14 protein-coding genes and 1 pseudogene are annotated in these 21,227 nt (G+C 34.0%); 8 read left to right on the top strand and 7 right to left on the bottom strand.

What is annotated here, in order from left to right; all coding sequences use genetic code 11:
- The first annotated feature begins 32 nt into the window (after positions 1-32).
- Both AOY20_RS13335 and AOY20_RS15095 read left to right on the top strand, forming a co-directional pair.
- Entirely contained in the window at positions 33-2,759 is a 2,727-nt protein-coding gene (locus AOY20_RS13335) for a heavy metal translocating P-type ATPase (RefSeq protein ID WP_054582323.1), read from the top strand.
- Positions 2,760-2,957: 198 nt separating this feature from the next.
- Positions 2,958-3,080, top strand: a complete 123-nt coding sequence (locus AOY20_RS15095; RefSeq protein WP_257720060.1) for a hypothetical protein — start codon at positions 2,958-2,960, stop codon at positions 3,078-3,080.
- 96 nt (positions 3,081-3,176) lie between these two features.
- Here AOY20_RS15095 and AOY20_RS13330 read toward each other — a convergent pair whose 3' ends face one another.
- The 7 genes from AOY20_RS13330 to AOY20_RS13300 all read right to left on the bottom strand — a co-directional run bounded on the left by AOY20_RS13330 (position 3,177) and on the right by AOY20_RS13300 (position 14,174).
- On the bottom strand, positions 3,177-4,409 hold the full coding sequence (locus AOY20_RS13330; RefSeq protein ID WP_054582322.1) for a multifunctional CCA addition/repair protein: 1,233 nt from the start codon (positions 4,407-4,409) through the stop codon (positions 3,177-3,179).
- An 80-nt stretch (positions 4,410-4,489) separates the two neighbouring features.
- Positions 4,490-6,769: an NADP-dependent malic enzyme gene (locus tag AOY20_RS13325; protein WP_054582321.1), complete on the bottom strand. Its 2,280-nt coding sequence runs from the start codon at positions 6,767-6,769 to the stop codon at positions 4,490-4,492.
- A 159-nt stretch (positions 6,770-6,928) separates the two neighbouring features.
- Complete coding sequence (locus tag AOY20_RS13320; RefSeq protein ID WP_054582320.1) at positions 6,929-9,784, bottom strand: bifunctional diguanylate cyclase/phosphodiesterase; 2,856 nt, start codon at positions 9,782-9,784, stop codon at positions 6,929-6,931.
- Between the two features lie 146 nt (positions 9,785-9,930).
- The gene (locus tag AOY20_RS13315; RefSeq protein WP_054582319.1) at positions 9,931-10,638 is read right to left on the bottom strand and encodes a 16S rRNA (uracil(1498)-N(3))-methyltransferase; all 708 of its coding nucleotides are present in this window, start codon (positions 10,636-10,638) and stop codon (positions 9,931-9,933) included.
- A gap of 29 nt (positions 10,639-10,667) precedes the next feature.
- Positions 10,668-11,504 (bottom strand): methylenetetrahydrofolate reductase [NAD(P)H], encoded by an 837-nt coding sequence (gene metF, locus AOY20_RS13310; RefSeq protein ID WP_054582318.1) that lies wholly within the window; start codon positions 11,502-11,504, stop codon positions 10,668-10,670.
- 149 nt (positions 11,505-11,653) lie between these two features.
- A complete protein-coding gene (ahcY, locus tag AOY20_RS13305) occupies positions 11,654-13,036 on the bottom strand; it encodes an adenosylhomocysteinase (RefSeq protein ID WP_054582317.1) in 1,383 nt (460 codons plus the stop codon).
- Positions 13,037-13,244: 208 nt separating this feature from the next.
- Positions 13,245-14,174, bottom strand: coding sequence for a LysR family transcriptional regulator (locus tag AOY20_RS13300; protein WP_054582316.1), 930 nt, complete (start codon positions 14,172-14,174; stop codon positions 13,245-13,247).
- 120 nt (positions 14,175-14,294) lie between these two features.
- On the opposite strand from AOY20_RS13300, the gene AOY20_RS13295 reads away from it, so the two are divergent.
- The 6 genes and pseudogenes from AOY20_RS13295 to AOY20_RS13270 all read left to right on the top strand — a co-directional run bounded on the left by AOY20_RS13295 (position 14,295) and on the right by AOY20_RS13270 (position 21,216).
- The gene (locus AOY20_RS13295) at positions 14,295-15,047 is read left to right on the top strand and encodes an SDR family oxidoreductase (protein WP_054582315.1); all 753 of its coding nucleotides are present in this window, start codon (positions 14,295-14,297) and stop codon (positions 15,045-15,047) included.
- Positions 15,048-15,200: 153 nt separating this feature from the next.
- Positions 15,201-15,740 (top strand): cysteine peptidase family C39 domain-containing protein, encoded by a 540-nt coding sequence (locus AOY20_RS13290; RefSeq protein WP_054582314.1) that lies wholly within the window; start codon positions 15,201-15,203, stop codon positions 15,738-15,740.
- Between the two features lie 463 nt (positions 15,741-16,203).
- A complete protein-coding gene (locus AOY20_RS13285) occupies positions 16,204-17,817 on the top strand; it encodes a hypothetical protein (protein WP_227510341.1) in 1,614 nt (537 codons plus the stop codon).
- Between the two features lie 153 nt (positions 17,818-17,970).
- Positions 17,971-18,876, top strand: a complete 906-nt coding sequence (locus AOY20_RS13280) for a LysR family transcriptional regulator (RefSeq protein WP_054582313.1) — start codon at positions 17,971-17,973, stop codon at positions 18,874-18,876.
- A 309-nt stretch (positions 18,877-19,185) separates the two neighbouring features.
- A pseudogene (locus AOY20_RS13275) lies at positions 19,186-20,438 on the top strand (NRAMP family divalent metal transporter).
- 19 nt (positions 20,439-20,457) lie between these two features.
- Complete coding sequence (locus tag AOY20_RS13270) at positions 20,458-21,216, top strand: LamB/YcsF family protein (protein ID WP_054582311.1); 759 nt, start codon at positions 20,458-20,460, stop codon at positions 21,214-21,216.
- Positions 21,217-21,227: the final 11 nt, after the last annotated feature.

Genomic DNA, 21,227 nt, shown 5'->3' with positions numbered 1-21,227 from the left:
TTAGTATAAGCAAAAAAATGAGAGTGCATCTTATGATGTCAGATAAAAAATCTTCGTGTTGTTCAGGTAAGTCTGCTCCATTAGAATTCGTTAGAATTGATCTTATTTGTGGTATGACTGTTTCTGAAGAGTCAAAACATTATTTTGATTTTAATGACAAACGTTTTTTATTCTGTTGTACAGGATGTAAGGAAAAGTTTGCTCAAAATCCTGAGCAATATACGATAGATCAGAAAAGAGAAGAGACTGTTACAAAGCCAGTAAAAAGTAGTTGTGGATGTGCTTCAAAAAAGAAAGACGAACAGAATATTGATGTTCAGATTGTAACTGAGCAATCATCTTGCTGTGGAAATTCAAACAAACAGGATATTGAAAAAGAAAACAAAACATCGAGTTGTTGTTCACAAAATAAAGAAGAAAAAATAATAGAAAGTTCTGAGAAAAAATCAGGATGCTGTGGTGGGCATAAATCAAATGTACATTCTAATGACGCAACAGAAATTGATCCTGTTTGTGGGATGTCTGTTGCGGTTACAACTGACTTGAAAACAGATTATCAGGAAAAGACTTATTATTTTTGTAATCCTTCTTGTTTAGATAAGTTTAAAGTAGACCCTGAAACCTATTTAATTCCATTTGATGAGCGGACTGTTCCTGAAGGTGCAGCAGATATGGATTATACCTGTCCAATGGATCCTGAAATTGTACAGAAAGGACCTGGTACATGCCCAATTTGTGGTATGGCCTTAGAGCCGATGCAACCGACATTAGATGATGGTCCAAACCCTGAATTGGTCGATTTCAGTCATAGATTTTGGAAAACATTACCATTTTCATTATTGGTTTTTGTATTGGCAATGGGTTCGCATTTACATGCTTTTATTCCGCAGCATATACAACCATGGATTGAGTTAATATTATCGCTTCCTGTTGTCTTATGGGCAGGAAAGCCGATTCTAGAACGCTGTTTGAGTTCATATAAAACACGTAATTTAAATATGTGGAGTCTTATTGGTGTTGGGGTCATTGCTGCATTTTTTTATAGTTTAGTTGCAACAATTTTCCCTTCTTTAATCCCAATAGAGGCAAAAACAGGTCACGGTGTAGCTGTATATTTTGAAGCTGCATGTATGATTGTGTCTTTGAGTTTGCTTGGGCAAATTATGGAGTTAAAAGCTCGAGCTAAAACAGCAGATTCATTAAAGTCTTTACTCCGATTGCAAGCCAATACAGCAACACTTGTGCAAGATGATCAGCTACTAGAAGTTGATATCTCAATGGTTAAGCAGGGTGATATTTTACAAATTGCATCGGGTGAGCAAGTTCCTTTAGATGGTGTTGTTGTTGATGGTAAATCTTATATTGATGAAGCCATGATGACAGGAGAACCTATTCCTGTGAAAAAGGAAATAGGAGATCAAGTGATTGGTGGAACGATTAATCAACAAGGTAGTTTACGTATAAAAGCGACAGCTATCGGTGCCAATACAACACTTGCAAAAATGATTCAAACAGTTGCTGAAGCACAACGTTCAAAAGCACCATTACAAAGATTAGCAGATGTCGTGGCTAAATATTTTGTAGTTATTGTACTTTTAATCAGTATTGCTACATTTGTTATATGGATGATGTTTGGTCAAGCTCAATTTGATTTGGCATTAATGTGTGCAGTTGCTGTATTAATTATTGCTTGTCCATGTGCTTTAGGTTTAGCAACGCCAATGTCTGTAATGGCAACTACAGGAAGAGCGGCACAACAAGGAATCTTATTTAAAGATGCTGAAGCAATTGAAGCACTCAGTAAAGTGGATACTTTAATTATTGATAAAACAGGTACGCTTACAGAAGGTAAACCAAGTTTAAAAGAGATTCGGTTACTCGTGCCTGCCTTAGATCAAAAACAAGTGGAAACATGGATTGCATCTATTGAACAATTTTCAACACATCCAATTGCACAAACATTATCTCAGTTAGTATCAAGTCAAAATTATGTCCATGTTGAAAATTTTGAAGATGTCTCAGGTTTTGGTGTAAGTGGTGATATTGATGATATTAAGATTTTTGTGGGTAGTCAGAAACTCATCGAATTATTAGGAATAGCGATTGATGAAAATTTGAATAATGAATTAGATCTTTTACGCCAGCGTGGGGAGGTAATTAGCTTTTTAGCAACATCCACTGAAGTATTGGCTTATATTTCCATTTATGATGCAATTAAAGCAGATGCTCAACAAGCGATTCAGCAATTAATACATGCAGGAATTGATGTTGTTATGGCAACAGGTGATCATGAGCAGAATGCAAAATTTGTTGCTGCACAGCTAGGAATATCTCATTTTTATGGAAATTGTACGCCACAAGATAAATTAGAATTAGTGAAAAAATATCAATCGCAATCAAAAATTGTAGTTATGGCGGGAGATGGAATTAATGATGCACCTGCATTGGCTCAGGCAAATGTGGGTATTGCAATGGGTACGGGGACAGATATTGCAAAACAAACAGCACAAGTAACATTAGTTAAAGGCGATATTCGTGGTGTCGATCAGGCAATTCATATGGCACGTTTAGGTGTTAGAAATATGAAACAAAACTTAGCTTTTTCTTTTGTTTATAATGGATTAGGTGTTCCATTAGCAGCAGGTATTTTTTATCCGCTCACAGGTTGGTTGCTTACGCCAATGATTGCTGCTGTTGCAATGTCTTTAAGTTCGTTGTCTGTTGTTTTAAATGCTCTGAGGTTGCAAAAATCTAAATAACAGATAAATCATTAAATAAAATGCACTTCTAAAATTTAGATTTTAGAGTGCATTTTAAACTCTACAATCTAAAAATCAGATTAATTAAATTAAATTTAACGGTTTCTTAAATCCATAAGACTTTAGTATATTTATCACACAAACAAAGCAGAGCATATTGCATCTGTTTAGTGATTTGAATAAAGAGGAAATTGTGTGATGAGTAAATTTATTGTAATCGTTTTACTTGCAACTTTAGTTAGTGCTTGTTCATATAATCCTGTGCAATATGAAAAACAGCGTCAATTTGAAAATGCACAGCATAATAAATTAATGGGATAGTTAATTTATGATGCTGTATATGGATATCAAAAGACAAATAAAAGGTAAACAAAATTAATGTTTACCTTTTATTTTTTAACATGTTTATGAAAGTTTTTACGAATGAGTCTGATATTTTTGCTTAAATTCCATTAGTGCCTCAATTCGCTTTTTAATCAGCATCTCCCCAATTTCAGGTCCTTTTATATCTGAAGGCAAATCTTGGGCTTTAATATTTCGAACAATATTCATCGCTTCTAAAATAAATTGTGCTTGAGGATATTCTCGATTTTCTAATCCTAACCGACCTCTTGAATCACATTCACATGCTTGAACGAAGGCTTGGACACGTTCTGGACGTCTAAGAACATCTAAGCGTTGTAATAATCTCCAAATTGTTCCAGCTTTTAATTGAAGAGCTTGATGACACTTTAAATGTTCTTTGCATACGGCTAAAGACAGTTGTTTAAGTGATGTTGGTACTTTTAAGCGATCACAAATATTGTTAACTAACTGAATGCCTCGCTCTTCATGCATGATATGACGTGGCAATTGATCTTTAGGTGTTAATGCTTTACCTAGATCATGTACAAGTACAGCAAAACGTACATCAAGACTATAATTTGCTAAGCACGCTTGTTGTACGGACATCATGGTATGAATACCACAATCTATTTCAGGATGATATTCAGGACGCTGTGGAATGCCAAATAATGCATCAATTTCTGGAAATAGAACTTTTAAAGCACCACAATTTCGTAGAACTTGAAAATATTCATCAGCATGATTTTCCATTAGTGCACGAGATGTTTCTTTCCAGACACGTTCAGGTGTTAATGCATCTAATTCACCAGATTGTGTTAATTGTTGCATGAGTTCTAATGTTTCTGGTGCAACCGTAAATCCTAAAGATTTATAACGTGCAGCAAAACGCGCAATCCGTAATACACGTAAAGGATCTTCTACGAATGCATCTGATACGTGACGAAGAATTTTATTTTCAAGATCTTGTTGACCCAAATAGGGGTCATAAATATTGCCTTCTTCATCCATTGCAATAGCATTAATAGTGAGATCTCGTCGAATTAAATCATCTTCAAGAGAAACACTAGGATCTGTATAAAATTCAAAGCCGTGATATCCCTGACCTGATTTACGCTCTGTGCGTGCTAAAGCGTATTCATCTTTTGTTTCAGGATGTAGAAAAACAGGAAAATCTTTCCCTACAGGTTGATAACCTAGGGATAAAAGTTGATCTGGCGTCGCGCCGACAACAACATAATCTTTTTCGTGATAGGGATAACCGAGTAAATGATCTCGAACAGCACCGCCTACTAAATAAACTTGCATGAAAAAACCTCTATTCTTGTAAGCATCATGCTACAGAATAGAGGTTTTCTCAAGTATCAAAACGTTGAGAAAGTGCTCAGTTATAGAGCATTTCTCTCATATTCTTGAATTTCTGCAACTGTAAGTGCTGTCATATTGACTAAACGACGTGTAGTTGCCGTTGGTGTCAAAATGTGTACTGGTTTTGCTGCACCTAATAAAATTGGTCCAATCGTAACATTGTTACCAGAGGTTGATTTTAATAGATTGAATGAAATGTTTGCGGCATCAAGGTTTGGCATAATAAGTAAGTTTGCAGAACCTTTGAAGCGTGAGTTAGGGAAAGCGAAGTGACGAATATTTTCGTCAAGTGCTGCATCACCATGCATCTCACCATCAACTTCCAATTCAGGAGCTGTTTCACTTAAAATTTCAAATACTTTACGCATTTTTTGAGCGCTAGGATCATTTTGATCTGAACCATAGCTAGAATGTGAAAGTAAGGCAATACGTGGCGTAATACCAAAACGACGTACTTCTTCAGCTGCTAAAATTGTCATTTCAGCAAGTTGCTCTGCAGTCGGATTTGTATTTACGTAAGTATCAGCAATAAATAAATTACGGTCTTCAAGCATTAATGCATTCAAAGTAAAGAATGTATTATGACCTTCTTGCTTACCAATAATTTTACTTACGAAGTCTAAGTGAATATCGTAGCTTGAATATGTTCCACACAGCATGCCATCAGCTAAACCGTGTTTTACCAACATAGATGCAATGAGCGTAGAACGACGACGTGCTTCACGTTGAGCGTACTCAGGTGTTACGCCTTTACGTTGCATGATGTTGTAGTAATCATCCGCAAATTTTTGGTAATTAGGATTATTTTCTTGATCTACGATTGTGATATTTTCACCATCAACAAGACGTAAACCTAATTTTTTGATATTTGCTTCGATAACTGCTGTACGACCAACAAGAATTGGTTTAGCTAAACCTTCATCTACTGCAATTTGAACTGCACGTAGAACACGTAAATCTTCACCTTCAGCATATGCAATACGTTTAGGATCTGTTTTTGCTTGAGCAAAAATTGGTTTCATCATGAAAGCAGAGTTATAAACGAACTCTGATAAACGTTGACGATACGCAGAAAAATCTTCGATTGGACGTGTTGCTACACCAGAATCCATTGCAGCTTGAGCAATTGCAGGTGCAATTTCAAGAATTAAGCGTTGATCTAATGGACGTGGGATTAGGTAATCGCGACCAAATGAAGCAGATTTTTCACCATAAGATGCCGCATCAGCTTCGATGTGTGCCATACGTGCAATTGCATGTACGCATGCAATTTTCATTTCTTCATTAATGGTTGTTGCACCGACATCAAGTGCACCACGGAAGATGTATGGGAAGCAAAGTGCGTTGTTTACTTGGTTTGGATAATCTGAACGACCTGTTGCCATGATGACATCATCACGAACTTCATGTGCATGTTCTGGCAAAATTTCTGGATCTGGGTTTGCAAGTGCGAAAACAATTGGATCTTTCGCCATTTGTTTAACCATGTCTTTGGTTAAAATACCAGGTGCAGATAGACCTAAGAACATATCAGCGCCAGCAATTACATCAGTTAATTGTGTTGCATCAATATCTTGCATGTAGCGTTTTTTAGAATCATCTAAGCCTTCACGTTTAGTTGTGATTAAACCACGTGAGTCAGCAACAGTGATATTTTCTTTTTTAGCGCCTAGTGCACATAATAAATCTAAGCAAGAAAGTGCAGCTGCGCCAGCACCTGAAGCGATGATTTTAATATCTTCAATTTTTTTACCATTGAGTTGTAATGCATTTAATAATGCAGAACCTACAATGATAGATGTACCGTGTTGATCATCGTGGAATACAGGAATATTCATGCGCTCACGAAGTTTCTTTTCAATATAGAAACATTCAGGAGCTTTAATATCTTCTAAGTTAATACCGCCAAATGTTGGTTCTAACGCAGCAACAATATCGACAATTTTATCTGGATCATTTTCAGCAATTTCAATGTCAAAAACATCTACGCCAGCAAATTTTTTAAATAAAACACCTTTACCTTCCATTACAGGTTTGGATGCTAATGGTCCAATATTACCCAGACCTAAAACTGCTGTACCGTTACTTACAACCGCTACAAGATTGCCACGTGCTGTATAAAGAGCAGCTTTTGATGGATCTTTTTCAATTTCTAAACATGGTGCAGCAACACCAGGAGAATATGCAAGAGCTAAGTCACGTTGGTTGCTCAGTTGTTTACTTGGTGTAACACTGATTTTTCCTGGTGTTGGGAACTCATGATAATACAGTGCTTGCTGTTTTAATGATTGCTCGTCCATCTGAATCTCTTTCGTCTTACAAGTAATGCTAAACCGTGAATGGATTAGCGAAATGAATTTGAATATATCATTAGTTACAAAATTAGCACAGCCCAAGTTGTGCATTTTTTAACACTAATGAGCACTGAATACTCTTAAGTAATATGTTTTTACTATAAATTATTTTTGATAATGTTGAACTAAATAAGTCGTTGCATCATTTTCTGTTAAAGGTTTTGAAAATAAGAATCCTTGTGCAATATCACATTGCAGATTTGATAGATATTGCTTTTGTTCTTCCGTTTCAACACCTTCTGCAACAAGTGTCATTCCCATTGCTTTACCCATGGCAATAATTGCACTTACAAGAGGTTCTTGTTTAGGGTGCCCAATTTTTAATACAAAGCTACGATCAATTTTTAAAGTATCAATCGGGAAGTGGGTCAAATAAGAAAGTGATGAGTAACCTGTACCAAAATCATCAAGTGCAATATGAATACGACGCATTTTGATTTGTTCTAGTATTTTTTTAACCAAATCAGTTTGATCAACAAGTGAAGATTCAGTAATTTCTAGCTCTAAGTTTTCACCTGAAATATTGTACTTTTGTAATGCATGATCAATAGTTTCAAGAAGATTACCTCGATGCAATTGTTGTGCGACAACATTTAAAGAAACAATGATGTTTTCATATCCCATGAGTTTCCATTTTTGGATTTGCTTCGCTGTTTCTAAAATAACAAAAGTTCCAATCTCCGAAATTAGGCTTGTTTGTTCGGCAATAGGCAAAAACATATTTGGAGGAATGAGACCTTTAGTTGGGTGATTCCAACGAATAAGAGCTTCAAAACCTTGGATTTGAGAATTATCAAAATAAACTTTAGGTTGATAATGGACAACTAATTCATGATTTTTGATAGCGTGTCTTAGATCGCGTTCTATGTAAATATCTTGGTTGAGTAAAACATCTGCTCTTAGATTATAAATACGCACCATATTACCACCCAAACTTTTAGCTTCTTTGAGTGCTTGTTCTGCATAACTATTTAAGTAATCAACTTGGCGACCATGTTCAGGATAAAAAGATACACCCATTGAAACGGTGATGTGATGATCTTCTCCATTAATGTTAAATGGTGTAGATAGGCTACGCATAATCTTTTCACATTGTTCATGAATAGAGGGGCGTAAGTGTGATAGCTCATAAACAATTGCAAAATTATCACTATTTAAATGTGCGAGAAATAGCGCTTCATCATTAGATAAACGTAAACGTTGTGCTAATTGTCGGAGTAATTCATCTCCACCACTTTGTTTTAAATACTCATTTAAAGGTCTGAATCTATCAATATTAAGGCGAATAATCGCAAGTTGCTTAACTGAATTTTGGTGAGTCACAACATATTGATGAAGTTGATAATTATAATAAATTCGATTTGGTAGATCTGTTAGTGTGTCATAGTTTTCTAAGTACGAAAGACGCTGTTCTTGTAACCTTTTTTCAGTTAAATCTGAAACAATACCAATATAATTAATGGTTCTATTTAAATCATCTTTAATTGCATTAATATGAAATCTTAATGTAAGTTCTTTACCAGATAAGAACTGTTCAGTAATTTCGTCATCATATTTACCAGTTGTTAATACTTTAGTTATAATTGAGTTATGCATTAATTGTTGATTATCTTGTTTATTTATACAAATTTCAAATACTTGTTTACCTAATAAAATTTCACGTTCAAATCCAGTTAATTTTTCATAAAATGGATTTACATCGATATATTTAAGATCTTCATCTAAAATAAATATTCCTTCAGCTGCTTGTTGTAATACGCTTGCAGAAAGTTTTAAACGCTCTTGATCTAAACGTTCTTTATTAATATCTCGACGTATTCCGACCATTTTAATTGCGAAATTGTTTTTGGGATTACGGCTAATTACTCGACCAATATCATGTACCCAATGCCATTTATTATCGTTACATTGGATGCGATATGTTGCTTCGAATTGATCTGATAAACCCCGTAAATGTCGTTTTAACTCATAGGTGAAATGCTTTACATCACTAGGATGAACAGGAGTTTCTTTGTTAAAATCAAGAGTTATAGAGTCTGAATCGAGAGACTGTTTATTCGACTTCTTATTTAATGTAATTTTTCTTTCTTTAATATTCCAGTCCCAAGGTGTTAAACCAGCAATATCATGGGCTAATATTAAATTTGTCTGTTTATTTTTAAGATTTTGGTGCATGATTTCTAAATCTAAAGTACGTTCTTTAATTTTATATTCCAATATTTGCGAATATTCTTGAAGTTTTAGCTCAATCGCTTTTGACTTTTCCATCTCAATTTTAAGTTGTGTATTCAGTTTGTTTTGGACGAGTATTTGCTCTTCAGCATCTTCAACTAATAATTTATTTCTAAAAAGTAAATTAGTTAATTTATTTTGTATACGAACAGAAATACTGGCACAAATAAATATTGAAATTAGAATAAAATCTGTTGAAATAAAAAATAATAAATGATTATCTAGTGTTAATGTTATTTGTGCATATAAAAAAGGCAAAATAACAGGGAAGAATAATATAAGGAAATAAATAAGCTTTTGATTTAAAAAAGCTAAAGCAAATACCAAACTGACTCCAATTAAAATAAAAGAAAGATTTAATCCTTGATAATAATTAAAGTTTTTTACATACATTGGTAACTGGAAATATAATACAAAAGTTCCTAAAGCAAGCATAAGCCCTATGGTGATACAAACAGATTTCACCCATAAATCAGCATGTTTATCAGAATATGTTCCAAATCTAAATTTAAATAAAGTAATGCATAAGCTAATAAAAATTATTATTTCAGTTAAATTAAACCATATATTTAGTATTTCTGAATAACCAAAAAAAAGAGAAAAAACAACATAAATGTAAGTACTGACTAGACAAATACTTAGTAAAAAATATCGAATCGTTATTAATGAGTTTTTAATTTGTTCACTATATAGATATCTTTTATACGCATAATTATTAACATTGGACATGCATTTAAAACCTAAAGCGTTCTAGAGTATTTTAGAACTAATTTATTGATATTTCAAAAAACTTTGGGAGAATATTTTTGAAATATCAAAATATATATAAATTAATAAATATTATATATTAAATTTAGGTTTTAGTGTGACTTGTATCACAAAAAATTAATAATGGAAAGTGCAACGATTGGTGCCGTTTCTGTTCTAAGTATACGTTCACCGATGCACCAGTTTTGAAATCCTACAGTATTTGCGGAGAGAATTTCATTTTCACTTAAGCCACCTTCAGGACCAATTAAAAGGGCAACATCTAAGCTGATATTTTCTAAAATATTAACTTCCTCTTTATTTGGAGCTAGTACAAGTTTTGTTGTTGGTAAGTTAGTTTGAAGCCATGCTTCTAAAGAAATTGGAGCGAGAATTTTAGGAACAATATTCATTCCACATTGTTCACATGCTGCAATGGCAATACCTTGCCAGTGTTCTAATTTTTTTTGATCACGATCGTATTTTAAGCGCATTTCACAGCGTTCAGAAGTGAGTAATTGAATTTCTGATACACCAAGTTCTACAGCTTTTTGGATGGCATAGTCCATACGATCACCTTTACTCATGACTTGCCCAAGTAAAGTTTTATGCTTTGCTGTTCTATTTTGAGGATTGAACGAATTGATTTGAACCGATGCTACTTTTTTTGTTGCTTCAACTAATGTCACATCATATTCGCCACCTTGTCCATTAAAGAAAGTGGCTTGATCACCTATTTGAGCACGTAAGACTTTTACCCAATGATGGAATACTGTTTCTGTCATTTCTACAGTTGTATCTACATTAAGGTCGGCATCGATAAAAAAACGTGGCATTAAATCTTATCTCTCAAATAGGCAAAAAATTATGCTAAACCAAGGTCAAGCACAAGTTTACGGGTTGGATCAGTAGTATTCATTGTGTAGAAGTGCAAGCTTGGTGCACCACCTGCAAGCAGGCGTTCGCAAAGCTTAACAATGACTTCATGACCAAAAGCTTTGATACTTGCAGTATCATCACCATATGCAGCCAATTGTTTGCGAATCCAACGAGGAATTTCTGCACCTGTACCATCTGCAAAGCGAATTAAATTACTTGCATTGGTAATTGGCATAATACCTGGGGCAACAGGAATATTGACACCTTCTTTTTGAATGCGCTCTATAAAATAGAAATAGGCATCTGGATTAAAAAAGAATTGGGTTAAAGCTGCATTTGCTCCTGCATTTGCTTTTTCACAAAAACGTTTGATATCAAGATCAAAACTATCTGCTTGCGGATGCATTTCAGGATAAGCTGCTACTTCAATATGGAAATGATCACCTGAATGTTCACGAATAAAGCGAACTAAATCTTGAGCATATGGGAGTTCACCTAGACCAACTTGACCAGATGGTAAATCACCACGTAAAGCGACAATTCGGTTTATACCTTGAGCTTTATAGATATCTAATAATTCAGCAATACGAACTTTATCATCACCAATACAAGAAAGGTGAGGGGCAACAGGTATTCCTTTGCCATTAAACTCATTGATTGCTGCTAAAGTGCGTTCACGTGTTGAGCCACCAGCACCGTAGGTAATCGAAAAGAATTCAGGATTAAGTAATTGTAATTCTTGATGAACAACTTTAAGTTTTTCAGCCCCTACATCTGTTTTTGTTGGGAAAAACTCAAAGGAAATTGGAATCTGTTTAGACATATAAAAATCCTTTTTATAAATACTTATATGATTTGATCTCTCACTAACCCTCTACTAAGAGGAGAGGAAACTTAATCTAAGTATTAAGTTTCTGCTCTTGCACAATATATAGCCTAAGGAGAAGGTTAGGATGAGAGTAAAACTAAAACTTAGTATTTATAAGCATCAGATTTAAATGGACCTTCAACTTGAACACCTAAGTAGTCAGCTTGTTCTTGAGTTAAAGTTGTTAATACACCACCGAAACCTGCAACCATTGCAGCAGCAACTTCTTCATCTAATTTCTTAGGAAGTAGTTCTACACGAATAGCCGCTTGTTTTTGATCTTCTGGAAGATCAGCAAATTTTTCAGCGAATAAGTGCATTTGACCCAATACTTGGTTGGCAAATGAACCATCCATTACGCGTGATGGGTGACCTGTTGCATTACCAAGGTTAACTAAACGACCTTCAGAAAGAAGGATTAAGTAGTTATTTTCGTCCTCTGAACGATAAACTTGGTGAACTTGTGGCTTAACTTCAACCCATTTGTAACCACGAAGGTAGTTAGTGTCGATTTCAGTATCGAAGTGACCGATGTTACAAACAACAGCGCCTGCTTTTAATGTATCAAGCATTGCTGAGTCACAAACGTGGTAGTTACCAGTTGTAGTTACGATTAAGTCAGTATTTAAAAGAAGGTCAGCGTTAACATCTTCTTTTTTACCTGTTTGAACGCCATTTTTGTATGGAGATACAACTTCGTAACCATCCATGCATGCTTGCATAGCACAAATTGGATCGATTTCAGATACGCGAACAATCATACCTTCTTGACGAAGAGATTGAGCAGAACCTTTACCAACATCACCATAACCAATTACAAGTGCACGACGACCAGATAAAAGCATATCTGTCGCACGTTTGATTGCATCATTTAGTGAGTGGCGGCAACCATATTTGTTGTCATTTTTAGATTTAGTTACTGAATCGTTTACGTTGATTGCAGGAACTTTAAGTGAACCGTCTTTCCACATTTCTAAAAGACGTTGAACACCTGTTGTTGTTTCTTCAGTAATACCGTGAATTTTAGCTAAAACATTTGGATATTTTTCGTGAACAAGAGCAGTTAAGTCACCACCATCGTCCAAAATCATGTTGGCATCCCAAGGCGTACCATTTACATTGATTTGTTGTTCTAAACACCACATGTATTCTTCTTCTGTTTCGCCTTTCCAAGCAAATACAGGAACACCAGAAGCAGCAATTGCAGCGGCAGCGTGATCTTGAGTAGAGAAGATGTTACAAGAAGTCCAACGAACTTCTGCGCCTAATTCAACTAATGTTTCAATTAAAACAGCAGTTTGAATCGTCATGTGGATACAGCCAAGAATTTTGGCGCCAGCAAGTGGCTTTGCAGCTGAATAACGTTTACGTAAACCCATTAAAGCTGGCATTTCTGCTTCAGCAAGTTTAATTTCTTTACGACCGTAGTCAGCTAAATTGATGTCGGCTACTTTGTAATCTGTAAATGAAGCATTAACCGCGTTCATCACGATCTCCTTAATAAAAGCAAAAATTGATCATTCAGTTCGCGGATGCCGTTGTTGGTCAGTCTGTGAAAAGATTAACCGATCGTCGAGCCTGGCTAATTTACGTGTTATGACATTTATGTGCCTGTCTGTAAAAAAGTCGCAACATCCCTCGACTAGCGAAGTATTGTACTTGGAAAATGGTTTAGTTCCAATCTGAAATTGATTACTATCTAATTAAATGAAGATTTTTTATTGAATGATTAAAATGATCTTCTTTTTTAAAAAGTTCCACAATCCAATCTATAAATACTTTTTGTCTTGGAGAAATGAGTTTTTTAGATGGATAAAGTAAGGAAATAGCTAAAGGAGGAACGGGATAATCTTGTAAAATTTGATTGAGCTGTAATTGTTCTAGATCTAAACGATGAGAATAATATGGTGCTTGGATGATACCAAAACCTTGTTTTGCTGCGGATGAATATGTAGTTGAACCATTTACTTGAAGTAAAAATGGTAAATTAAAAACATGAAGTTTATTTTGAATAATAAATTCAAGAGGAAGAGGCTTCTGTTGTGCACTTAAATAAAATCCAACCATAAAATGATGTTTTAAATCATTTGGATGTTTAGGAATACCAAATTGTTCTAAATATTGTGGGCTCGCAAGCGTTATTTGTTCTATGTAACCTAAATTTCGCACAATTAAATCACTATTATTTAGATGCCCAATACGAATAACACAATCAATATTTTCATTGATTATATTGGCATAACGATCACTTTCGGTAAGAAGAATATGTATTTCAGGATATTGTGCGAAAAACTGATTTAAATAAGGCAAAATAAACGTAGCGGCAAAACCACCATGTACTTCAATTCTTAATGTGCCCTTAGGTTTGGCATGAAGGAAATGATGATCGGATTGGTTAATATAATCTAAAATAAATTTGCAATGTTGATAATAGATTTCTCCTTCATTTGTGGTTTTTATTTGACGAGTTGTTCGTAGTAATAGTTTTGTATTTAATTGATTTTCTAAATTTTTAATAGCTTCTGTCATAGTAGAGCGAGGCATGTTTAATATTTTGGCCGCTTGTGTGAAACTGTTTTGTTCAACAACATGCAGAAAAATAGACATTGCTTTTAATTTATCCATTTTATTTTTCCTTTGTTCTAAAAAAATGAACAATGATGTCGGTTTTTAGCTCATTATCTTTTTATTTTTGAACATTATTATATAAACCTTCCAAGAACAAATATTAAGAGATAAAACACAATGCAAACGATAAAAACAATTGATTTAAAGAAAGTAATTATTATTACTGGCGCTTCAAGTGGAATAGGTGCATTTACTGCAAAATTATTGGCAAGACAAGGTCATCAGCTTGTTATTAATTATTCAAATAATGATCAAGCTGCATTAAAAGTTTTAGAAGATATTCTTGAGTTTGGTGGTCTTGCAACACTTTATAAAGCAGATATTAGTCAGGCAGAAGAAGTTATTAAATTATTTGATCATGCCATAAGTACTTATGGAAAAGCAGATGTACTGATTAACAATGCTGGGATTTTACGTATGAGCAAAATAGAACAGTTAAGTAATCAAGATATTGATCAATTGATAGATATTAATATTAAAGGTTCACTTTATACCATGAGAGAAGCAGCAAAACGTCTTGAGCATGGTGGAAAAATTATTAATTTATCAAGCAGTGTTGTTGCATTAAATCCTGAAAATTATGGTGTGTATACTGCATCAAAAGCAGCAATTGAATCTTTGACGATTATTTTAGCGAAAGAATTAAGAGGTAAAAATATTACTGTAAATGCGATAGCACCTGGACCAACAGCAACTAAACTTTTTTTAGAAGGAAAAAGCGAGGAGTTAATTCAAAAATTAAGTATGGCTTCTCCCTTAGAGCGTTTAGGTACAGTTGAAGATATTGCAAATGTAATTGATTTTGCAGTAAATGAACAAAGTAACTGGATAAATGCACAAGTTTTACGTGTAAATGGTGGAATTATTTAAGCATATGGTTATTGGAAATGTGCTTAAAGTATTCTAAGTTTTGCATGATGAATACATTATTTTAATTAAAATGATTGCACGTTATTGGAATAATCCTTGAGTTTAATCAAGTAGCCATTATCATCAATACAGTTATTAAATTGGATTGGAATAATGGCACTAAATTTCCCTGAATCTTTAGTTAATTTAGAAGCTAATTGCGGGCTATATGCCATTTGGATGTTATTTCAACATCATGGTGTAGATGTTGATGTAAATGCTTTAATTCAAGCCACAAAATATGATTATGAAGAAGGCACTTATACGATTGCCTTAGCAATAGCGTTGCAAAAATTTGGCTTTAAAGTTTCTTTTTATACAGATGAAGATCTGTACATTGAAGAAAAAGAACGTGATATGTATGAACAAGCTAAACAATTAAAAATACCTGTACAACCTGCATTAAGTTATCAACAAATTAAGCAAGCAACAGAACAAGGTAAATTTGTCATTGTGTATTACGACACTTTAGATGAAGTTGGAAACCAATCTTTAGTGTATTCCGTAGATGACAATGAAATTTGTTTCTTTGATTCTTTTGATCCTATGCCTGCTTTGTTATTTGAAAATCAGCGTAAGGCAGAAGGAATTTGCAGACAAGCGATTATTATTGATGATGTTGAGTTTCAAATGCGTTCAGCATTAAAGAATTAAAAAGCCAAATCTAAAATATTTATTAAATAAGCCATTGATTCGATCATTGGCTTATTTTTTTATCATTATTTGAAGATGTGAGTCATAAAAAATAGTAATTATTTATTAATAAATTATACAAAATAGTAAAGTAAATTTTTTAATAAATATTGCGATTAGCAATAATTATGCCCAATTTGTCAAAAAAATAAATTTATCATACAACCATATAACTAAATTTGAATAGTATGAGATATATATCTCGTCTATTTTAAATTTTAAAAGACTCTAAATATTTATATGTATTCAAAATGAAATAAATAATAAGGAAATTAAGAGGATAAGAATAAGGGAGATGAAAATTTTAGATAGAAGTAATAAAGATTGAATTTTAATATTTATTTTTTATGACGGTTCCATCGTAGATGGAGATATTCGTTCTTAAAGGGAATGAACGATATATCTAAGAAGGAGTAACAATAAAATGAATAAAAGATATCAAACAATAGCTGCAATTTTATCTTCAACATTTTTCATGGCATGTGGTGATAAGCAAAACAATGGTATAGAAAAAAATTCAGCCAAAATATCATGTGGTTGGAATACTTCCGTTCAGTTGAGTTATGAAGAGCGTCGCCTTGAAACACCATTGCCTTTTTCTGGTGAAAATGTAGTGGGTAATGATAAAACACCACTGGCAACGCGTATGATCAATGCGGGTGGTTTTAATCAACTTATTTCAAATTTCAAACAAAATTTATGTAATACCAATGGCTTAACAGAAGTCTCTAATTTTGAACAAGCGAAGAAATTAGTGAGTAAATCAGGTCAAGAACTTTGGTCTACCGCGGTAGATCGTGCACAAGGTCGAAGTGTTATAAAGGGGAATGCAAGTTTACCTGCGAGTGATGACCGAATATTGTATTGGGTACGTGTTCAAATGACCAAAGCCTTAAGGCAATGGAATCCAAAATTTATACTTACAGCTGCAGAAAAAGAAGAATTACAGTGGATATTTGAAAAAGCATCACGTGGTCAAAATAGTATTGATTTACCTGAAGGAAAAAATGCAGATGGTCGGCTTTATCGTCGAATGATTATTAGTGGTTTTGATGTATTTAGCTTGGGGCAACCAGGTGAACCAAATACGGGCTTACGTAATGGTAATCCTTCTGCTGCGGTAGCTTTAGCATTAGATGGTAAGGAATTTATACTTTCAGATGGTTCTATTTTACATATTGAATCTTATATTTTGCCTGTAAATTATGATCCTTTTACAAAAGGAATGCAGGAAGATACATTGGGTCCTTGGTTTAAAGCGGGACCGAAACGTGTAGATGCATCAATTACTTTGAGTCAGGGAGGTAATTCTATTTTTAATTTAGAACAATATAATGCAAGATTTCATGGTTCTGTAGCAGGTAATGATGGAATGGCATATTGTCTTTCTAGTTTACCTAAAGATACTTTAGCAATAGGGAAAAACGTTGGAGATGGTGTAGATTTGATCAGCTTGAAAGGTTCAGGTTGTAATATTGTTGTACCCGAAAGATGGTTTGGATCGGATACAGCATCAGAATGGAAAAAGGATTCTCCACCACAATTTACAATAGCCTCATTTCCACATAAAAAAATGTTAGAAGATCATTCTCAATTAGGAATACTTCGTCCTATGTTGGTGACGGGTGAAGGTTTAGAAGGATTTGATGTTACTTGGAATACTTATTATGAATATTTTCCAGATTGTTCTAAACCTGAAACGCAGGGGGAAGGAGGACATGAAGTAGTAAATAAAATGCCTAATATGTCCTTAATTAAAGATCCAGTACCTGAATGGTGTTCTCGTAATGGAAGTGGTGGAGATTATTTATCAAATGAATCTGCTTACCGTAACACCTTATTACGTGATGTAATGAGACTTAAAATTCCAGCAGGTCATATTCATGTACCTGTAATGAATAACTTTGATGGCGTACCAAATGTAAAACAAGATGATAATGCAATCACGACTGCAATATTTGAAAGTTATCGTACTGCAATTATTGGACAAACAACTAATCTCCTTAAAATTATTGGTGAAAGTTTGGTGGAAAAATAACACTTTTAAGAGAACATTTCATAAAATGCGATATATGAAATGTTCTCATGTTTAAAATATATGGAATGTTTCGCCGTTATTTATGAGAAATATTTATAGATTTGAGTAAATAATTTTTATTTTAGAAATTATCTTTTAATTAAAGGTTTTAGCGTGAATTTAAAAAATCTTGAAGCATTTTATTGGGTGGTTACTTTAAATGGATTTAATAAGGCAGCACATAAGCTTCAAATGACGCAGCCTGCTATTTCTCAAAAGATAACATCTTTAGAAGAGGATTTAGGTTTTACTATTTTAGATCGAAGTTCCCGTACAATAAAACCCACATCAAAAGGAATGACATTATTTAAATATGCAGAAAAATTTATACGTTTAGAAACGGATCTTGTTTTGGAGCTATCTGATAATCAAAATTTAACAGGAACAATTCGCTTAGGTGTTTCAGAAACAATTGTTTATACATGGTTGACTGAATATATAGAGCAAGTGCAAAAAAAATTTCCTTATATTTCTGTGGAAATTGTTGTCAGTTTGACTCCATCGTTACAAGAAGGTGTACAAAATGGCGATTTAGATATGGCATTTTTGTTAGGCCCTACGATTCAATTTGAGTGTGTTGAACATGCGCTAGGTGAGTTTGAATTATGCTTTTTAGCAGCACCTACATTTCCAGGCAGTATTGGACAAATATCATTTAAAAATTTAATGTCGAATACTATTTTGACTTATCCTCGACTGACTTATCCATATAAAGAATTAAAAGCACAAATGAAAGAAAAAAATATTGATGAACCTCTTTCAATTACGAGCTATTCATTGGAAGTTTTATTGCGTTTAGCTGAGCAAGGTGTAGGTATTGCTTTAGTTCCAAAGTTAACGGCAATTCAAGAAATTCTAGATGGCCGTTTAGAGGTTTTAAATACTCCTGTGCAATTGAAACCTTTAAATTTTACAGCCATTTATACACAAGGAAGTAATACAGCTTTAAAAGAAAAATTATCGGAATTGGCAATATTTATTTCTAGAAATGAAATGAATAAATTAAATCAGCGACAATAAATAATATATCGATATACACGGTTTTTTATACAGAGAGTCTCATAGTTTTAGCTTATAGGTAGTGATAAGTTTGAATTATATGAAATTTAAACAAATAAAAATAATAATAAAAATCATAAGGTTAGTTTTTTTTGAATGGTTTAATAGTGAGTTGAGCCGCAAGTTTGTTTTGTATAATGTTTTATTGTTGAAAATAAAATCTCATTTTCATCGTGAAAAATATCAATCTTAAAAAAGGATCGGACAAAAATTTTATTTTTGAGAATAAAGTTTTTTGATCTTTATTGTAAAAGCGTTAATTAAGCTCAATTGGATGAGGAACGCATTATATGTCTTTATTAAAATCTACTCTTTTATCCGATCGTCAATGGGCGATTGTTGCCTCTATTTTTATGATGGCAACATCTGCAATGGGACCTGGATTTTTAACTCAAACTGCCGTGTTCACTGTGAAGTTGGGTGCTGCATTTGGCTTTGCTATTTTAATTTCTATTTTAATTGATTATGTAGTGCAACAAAATATATGGCGTGTTGTGACTTTAACACAGATGCGTGCTCCAGATATTGCCAATAAAGCATTGCCGGGTAGTGGCTATTTACTGGCATTTTTAGTGATTTTAGGCGGTTTTTTCTTTAGTGTCGGAAACATTGCAGGTGCAGCGCTTGGTCTAAATGCTTTATTCGGTTTAGATGTCAAAATAGGTGGAGTGCTGAGTGGTGCATTAGCCATTTTTATTTTTGCATCACGTAAAGCAACACTTGCTATGGATAAGAGCATGATTGTTTTTGGGCTATTAAAAATTAGCTTAATTATTATTGTTGCTTTTATTGTCATGCCACCTGTTGGACAGGCCGTAGAACAAACCTTTTTACCTGACCAAATTGATTTTGCCATTATTACGACCATTGTTGGTGGAACTGTTGGTGGCTACATTTGTTATGCAGGCGCACATCGACTTTTAGATAAAGGTGCGGTTGGACCTGAGAATATCGAAGAAGTTGCTAAGGCTGCAACTAAAGGAATTGTTGTTGTTGGGATCATGCGTTATGTGCTGTTTTTAGCATTCTTAGGTGTGGTTGTTAGTGGTGCAGCAATTGATCTTTCAGGTCAAACTGCCAATCCAGCAGCACAAGCTTTTCAATATGCAGCGGGAACTTTTGGTTTTAAACTTTTCGGTTTAATTTTCTGGGCTGCAGGGATCAGTAGCACAATTGGAGCTGCATATACTTCGGTTTCTTTTGCAACTGCATTCAAAAAGAATTTATCACCAAAACAAACCAATTATACAACCATCACATTCATTGCTTTAGCACTATTGCTTTATGTTGTATTGGGTGCAACACCAGCAGGATTACTGATTTTCGTTGGTGGCTTTAATGGTTTGGTTTTACCAATTGGCTTATCTATTTTTGTTTATGTTGCTGCTTGTCGTAAAGATATGATGGGTAATTATAACTATCCTAAATGGTTACTTGTTTTAGGTATCTTAACGTGTCTGTTGACATGGTGGATGGGCTATATGTCATTTACAACAGTGTTTAATTATCTGACTAAACTTTAAATCATAAGGAGCTTGTAGCATGTTTGTAGACTTAAATAGTGATTTGGGTGAAAGTTTTGGCTCATGGAAAATGGGTAATGATGCACAAATTTTACCTGTTGTAAGTAGTGCCAATATTGCATGTGGTTTTCATGCAGGAGATCCGCTTGGTATTTTAAATACCGTAAAACAAGCTGTGAAACTAGGTGTCACGATTGGTGCTCATGTGGCATATCCAGATTTGGTTGGTTTTGGTCGTCGAAATATGGATTTATCCTATGATGAACTTATGGCAGATGTGTTGTACCAAATTTCAGCACTTGATGGTTTAGCAAAATCTTCAGGCTCAAAAGTTAAATATGTAAAGCCACACGGAGCTTTATATAACACGATTGCGAAAGATTCAGCGCAAGCAAAAGCAGTGATTGATGCAATTAAAATTTATGATGATCAATTGGTTTTAGTTGCATTAGCAGGATCAAATTTAGTTGAGCAAGCACGTTCTTCAGGTTTGAAAGTGGTTTCAGAAGCTTTTGCTGACCGTGCTTACAACAGTGATGGTTCTTTGGTTTCACGCCGTTTAGAGGGTGCTGTTTTACATGATGCTACGTTTGTCGCAAAGCGTGTGGTGTCTATGTTGCAGCAAGGTGGTGTTGAATCAATTGATGGGAAGTTTACACCAATTCAAGCAGACACGATTTGTTTACATGGCGACACTGACGGTGCTTTACAGATGTCGGCTGCCATAAAGGCAGAACTATTGAAAAATAATATTCTCATTCGATCTTTTTGTGCATAAGGAATTTGTAC

Source organism: Acinetobacter equi (assembly GCF_001307195.1).
GTDB lineage: Bacteria > Pseudomonadota > Gammaproteobacteria > Pseudomonadales > Moraxellaceae > Acinetobacter > Acinetobacter equi.
This window is presented reverse-complemented; position numbering and strand designations above follow the sequence as displayed.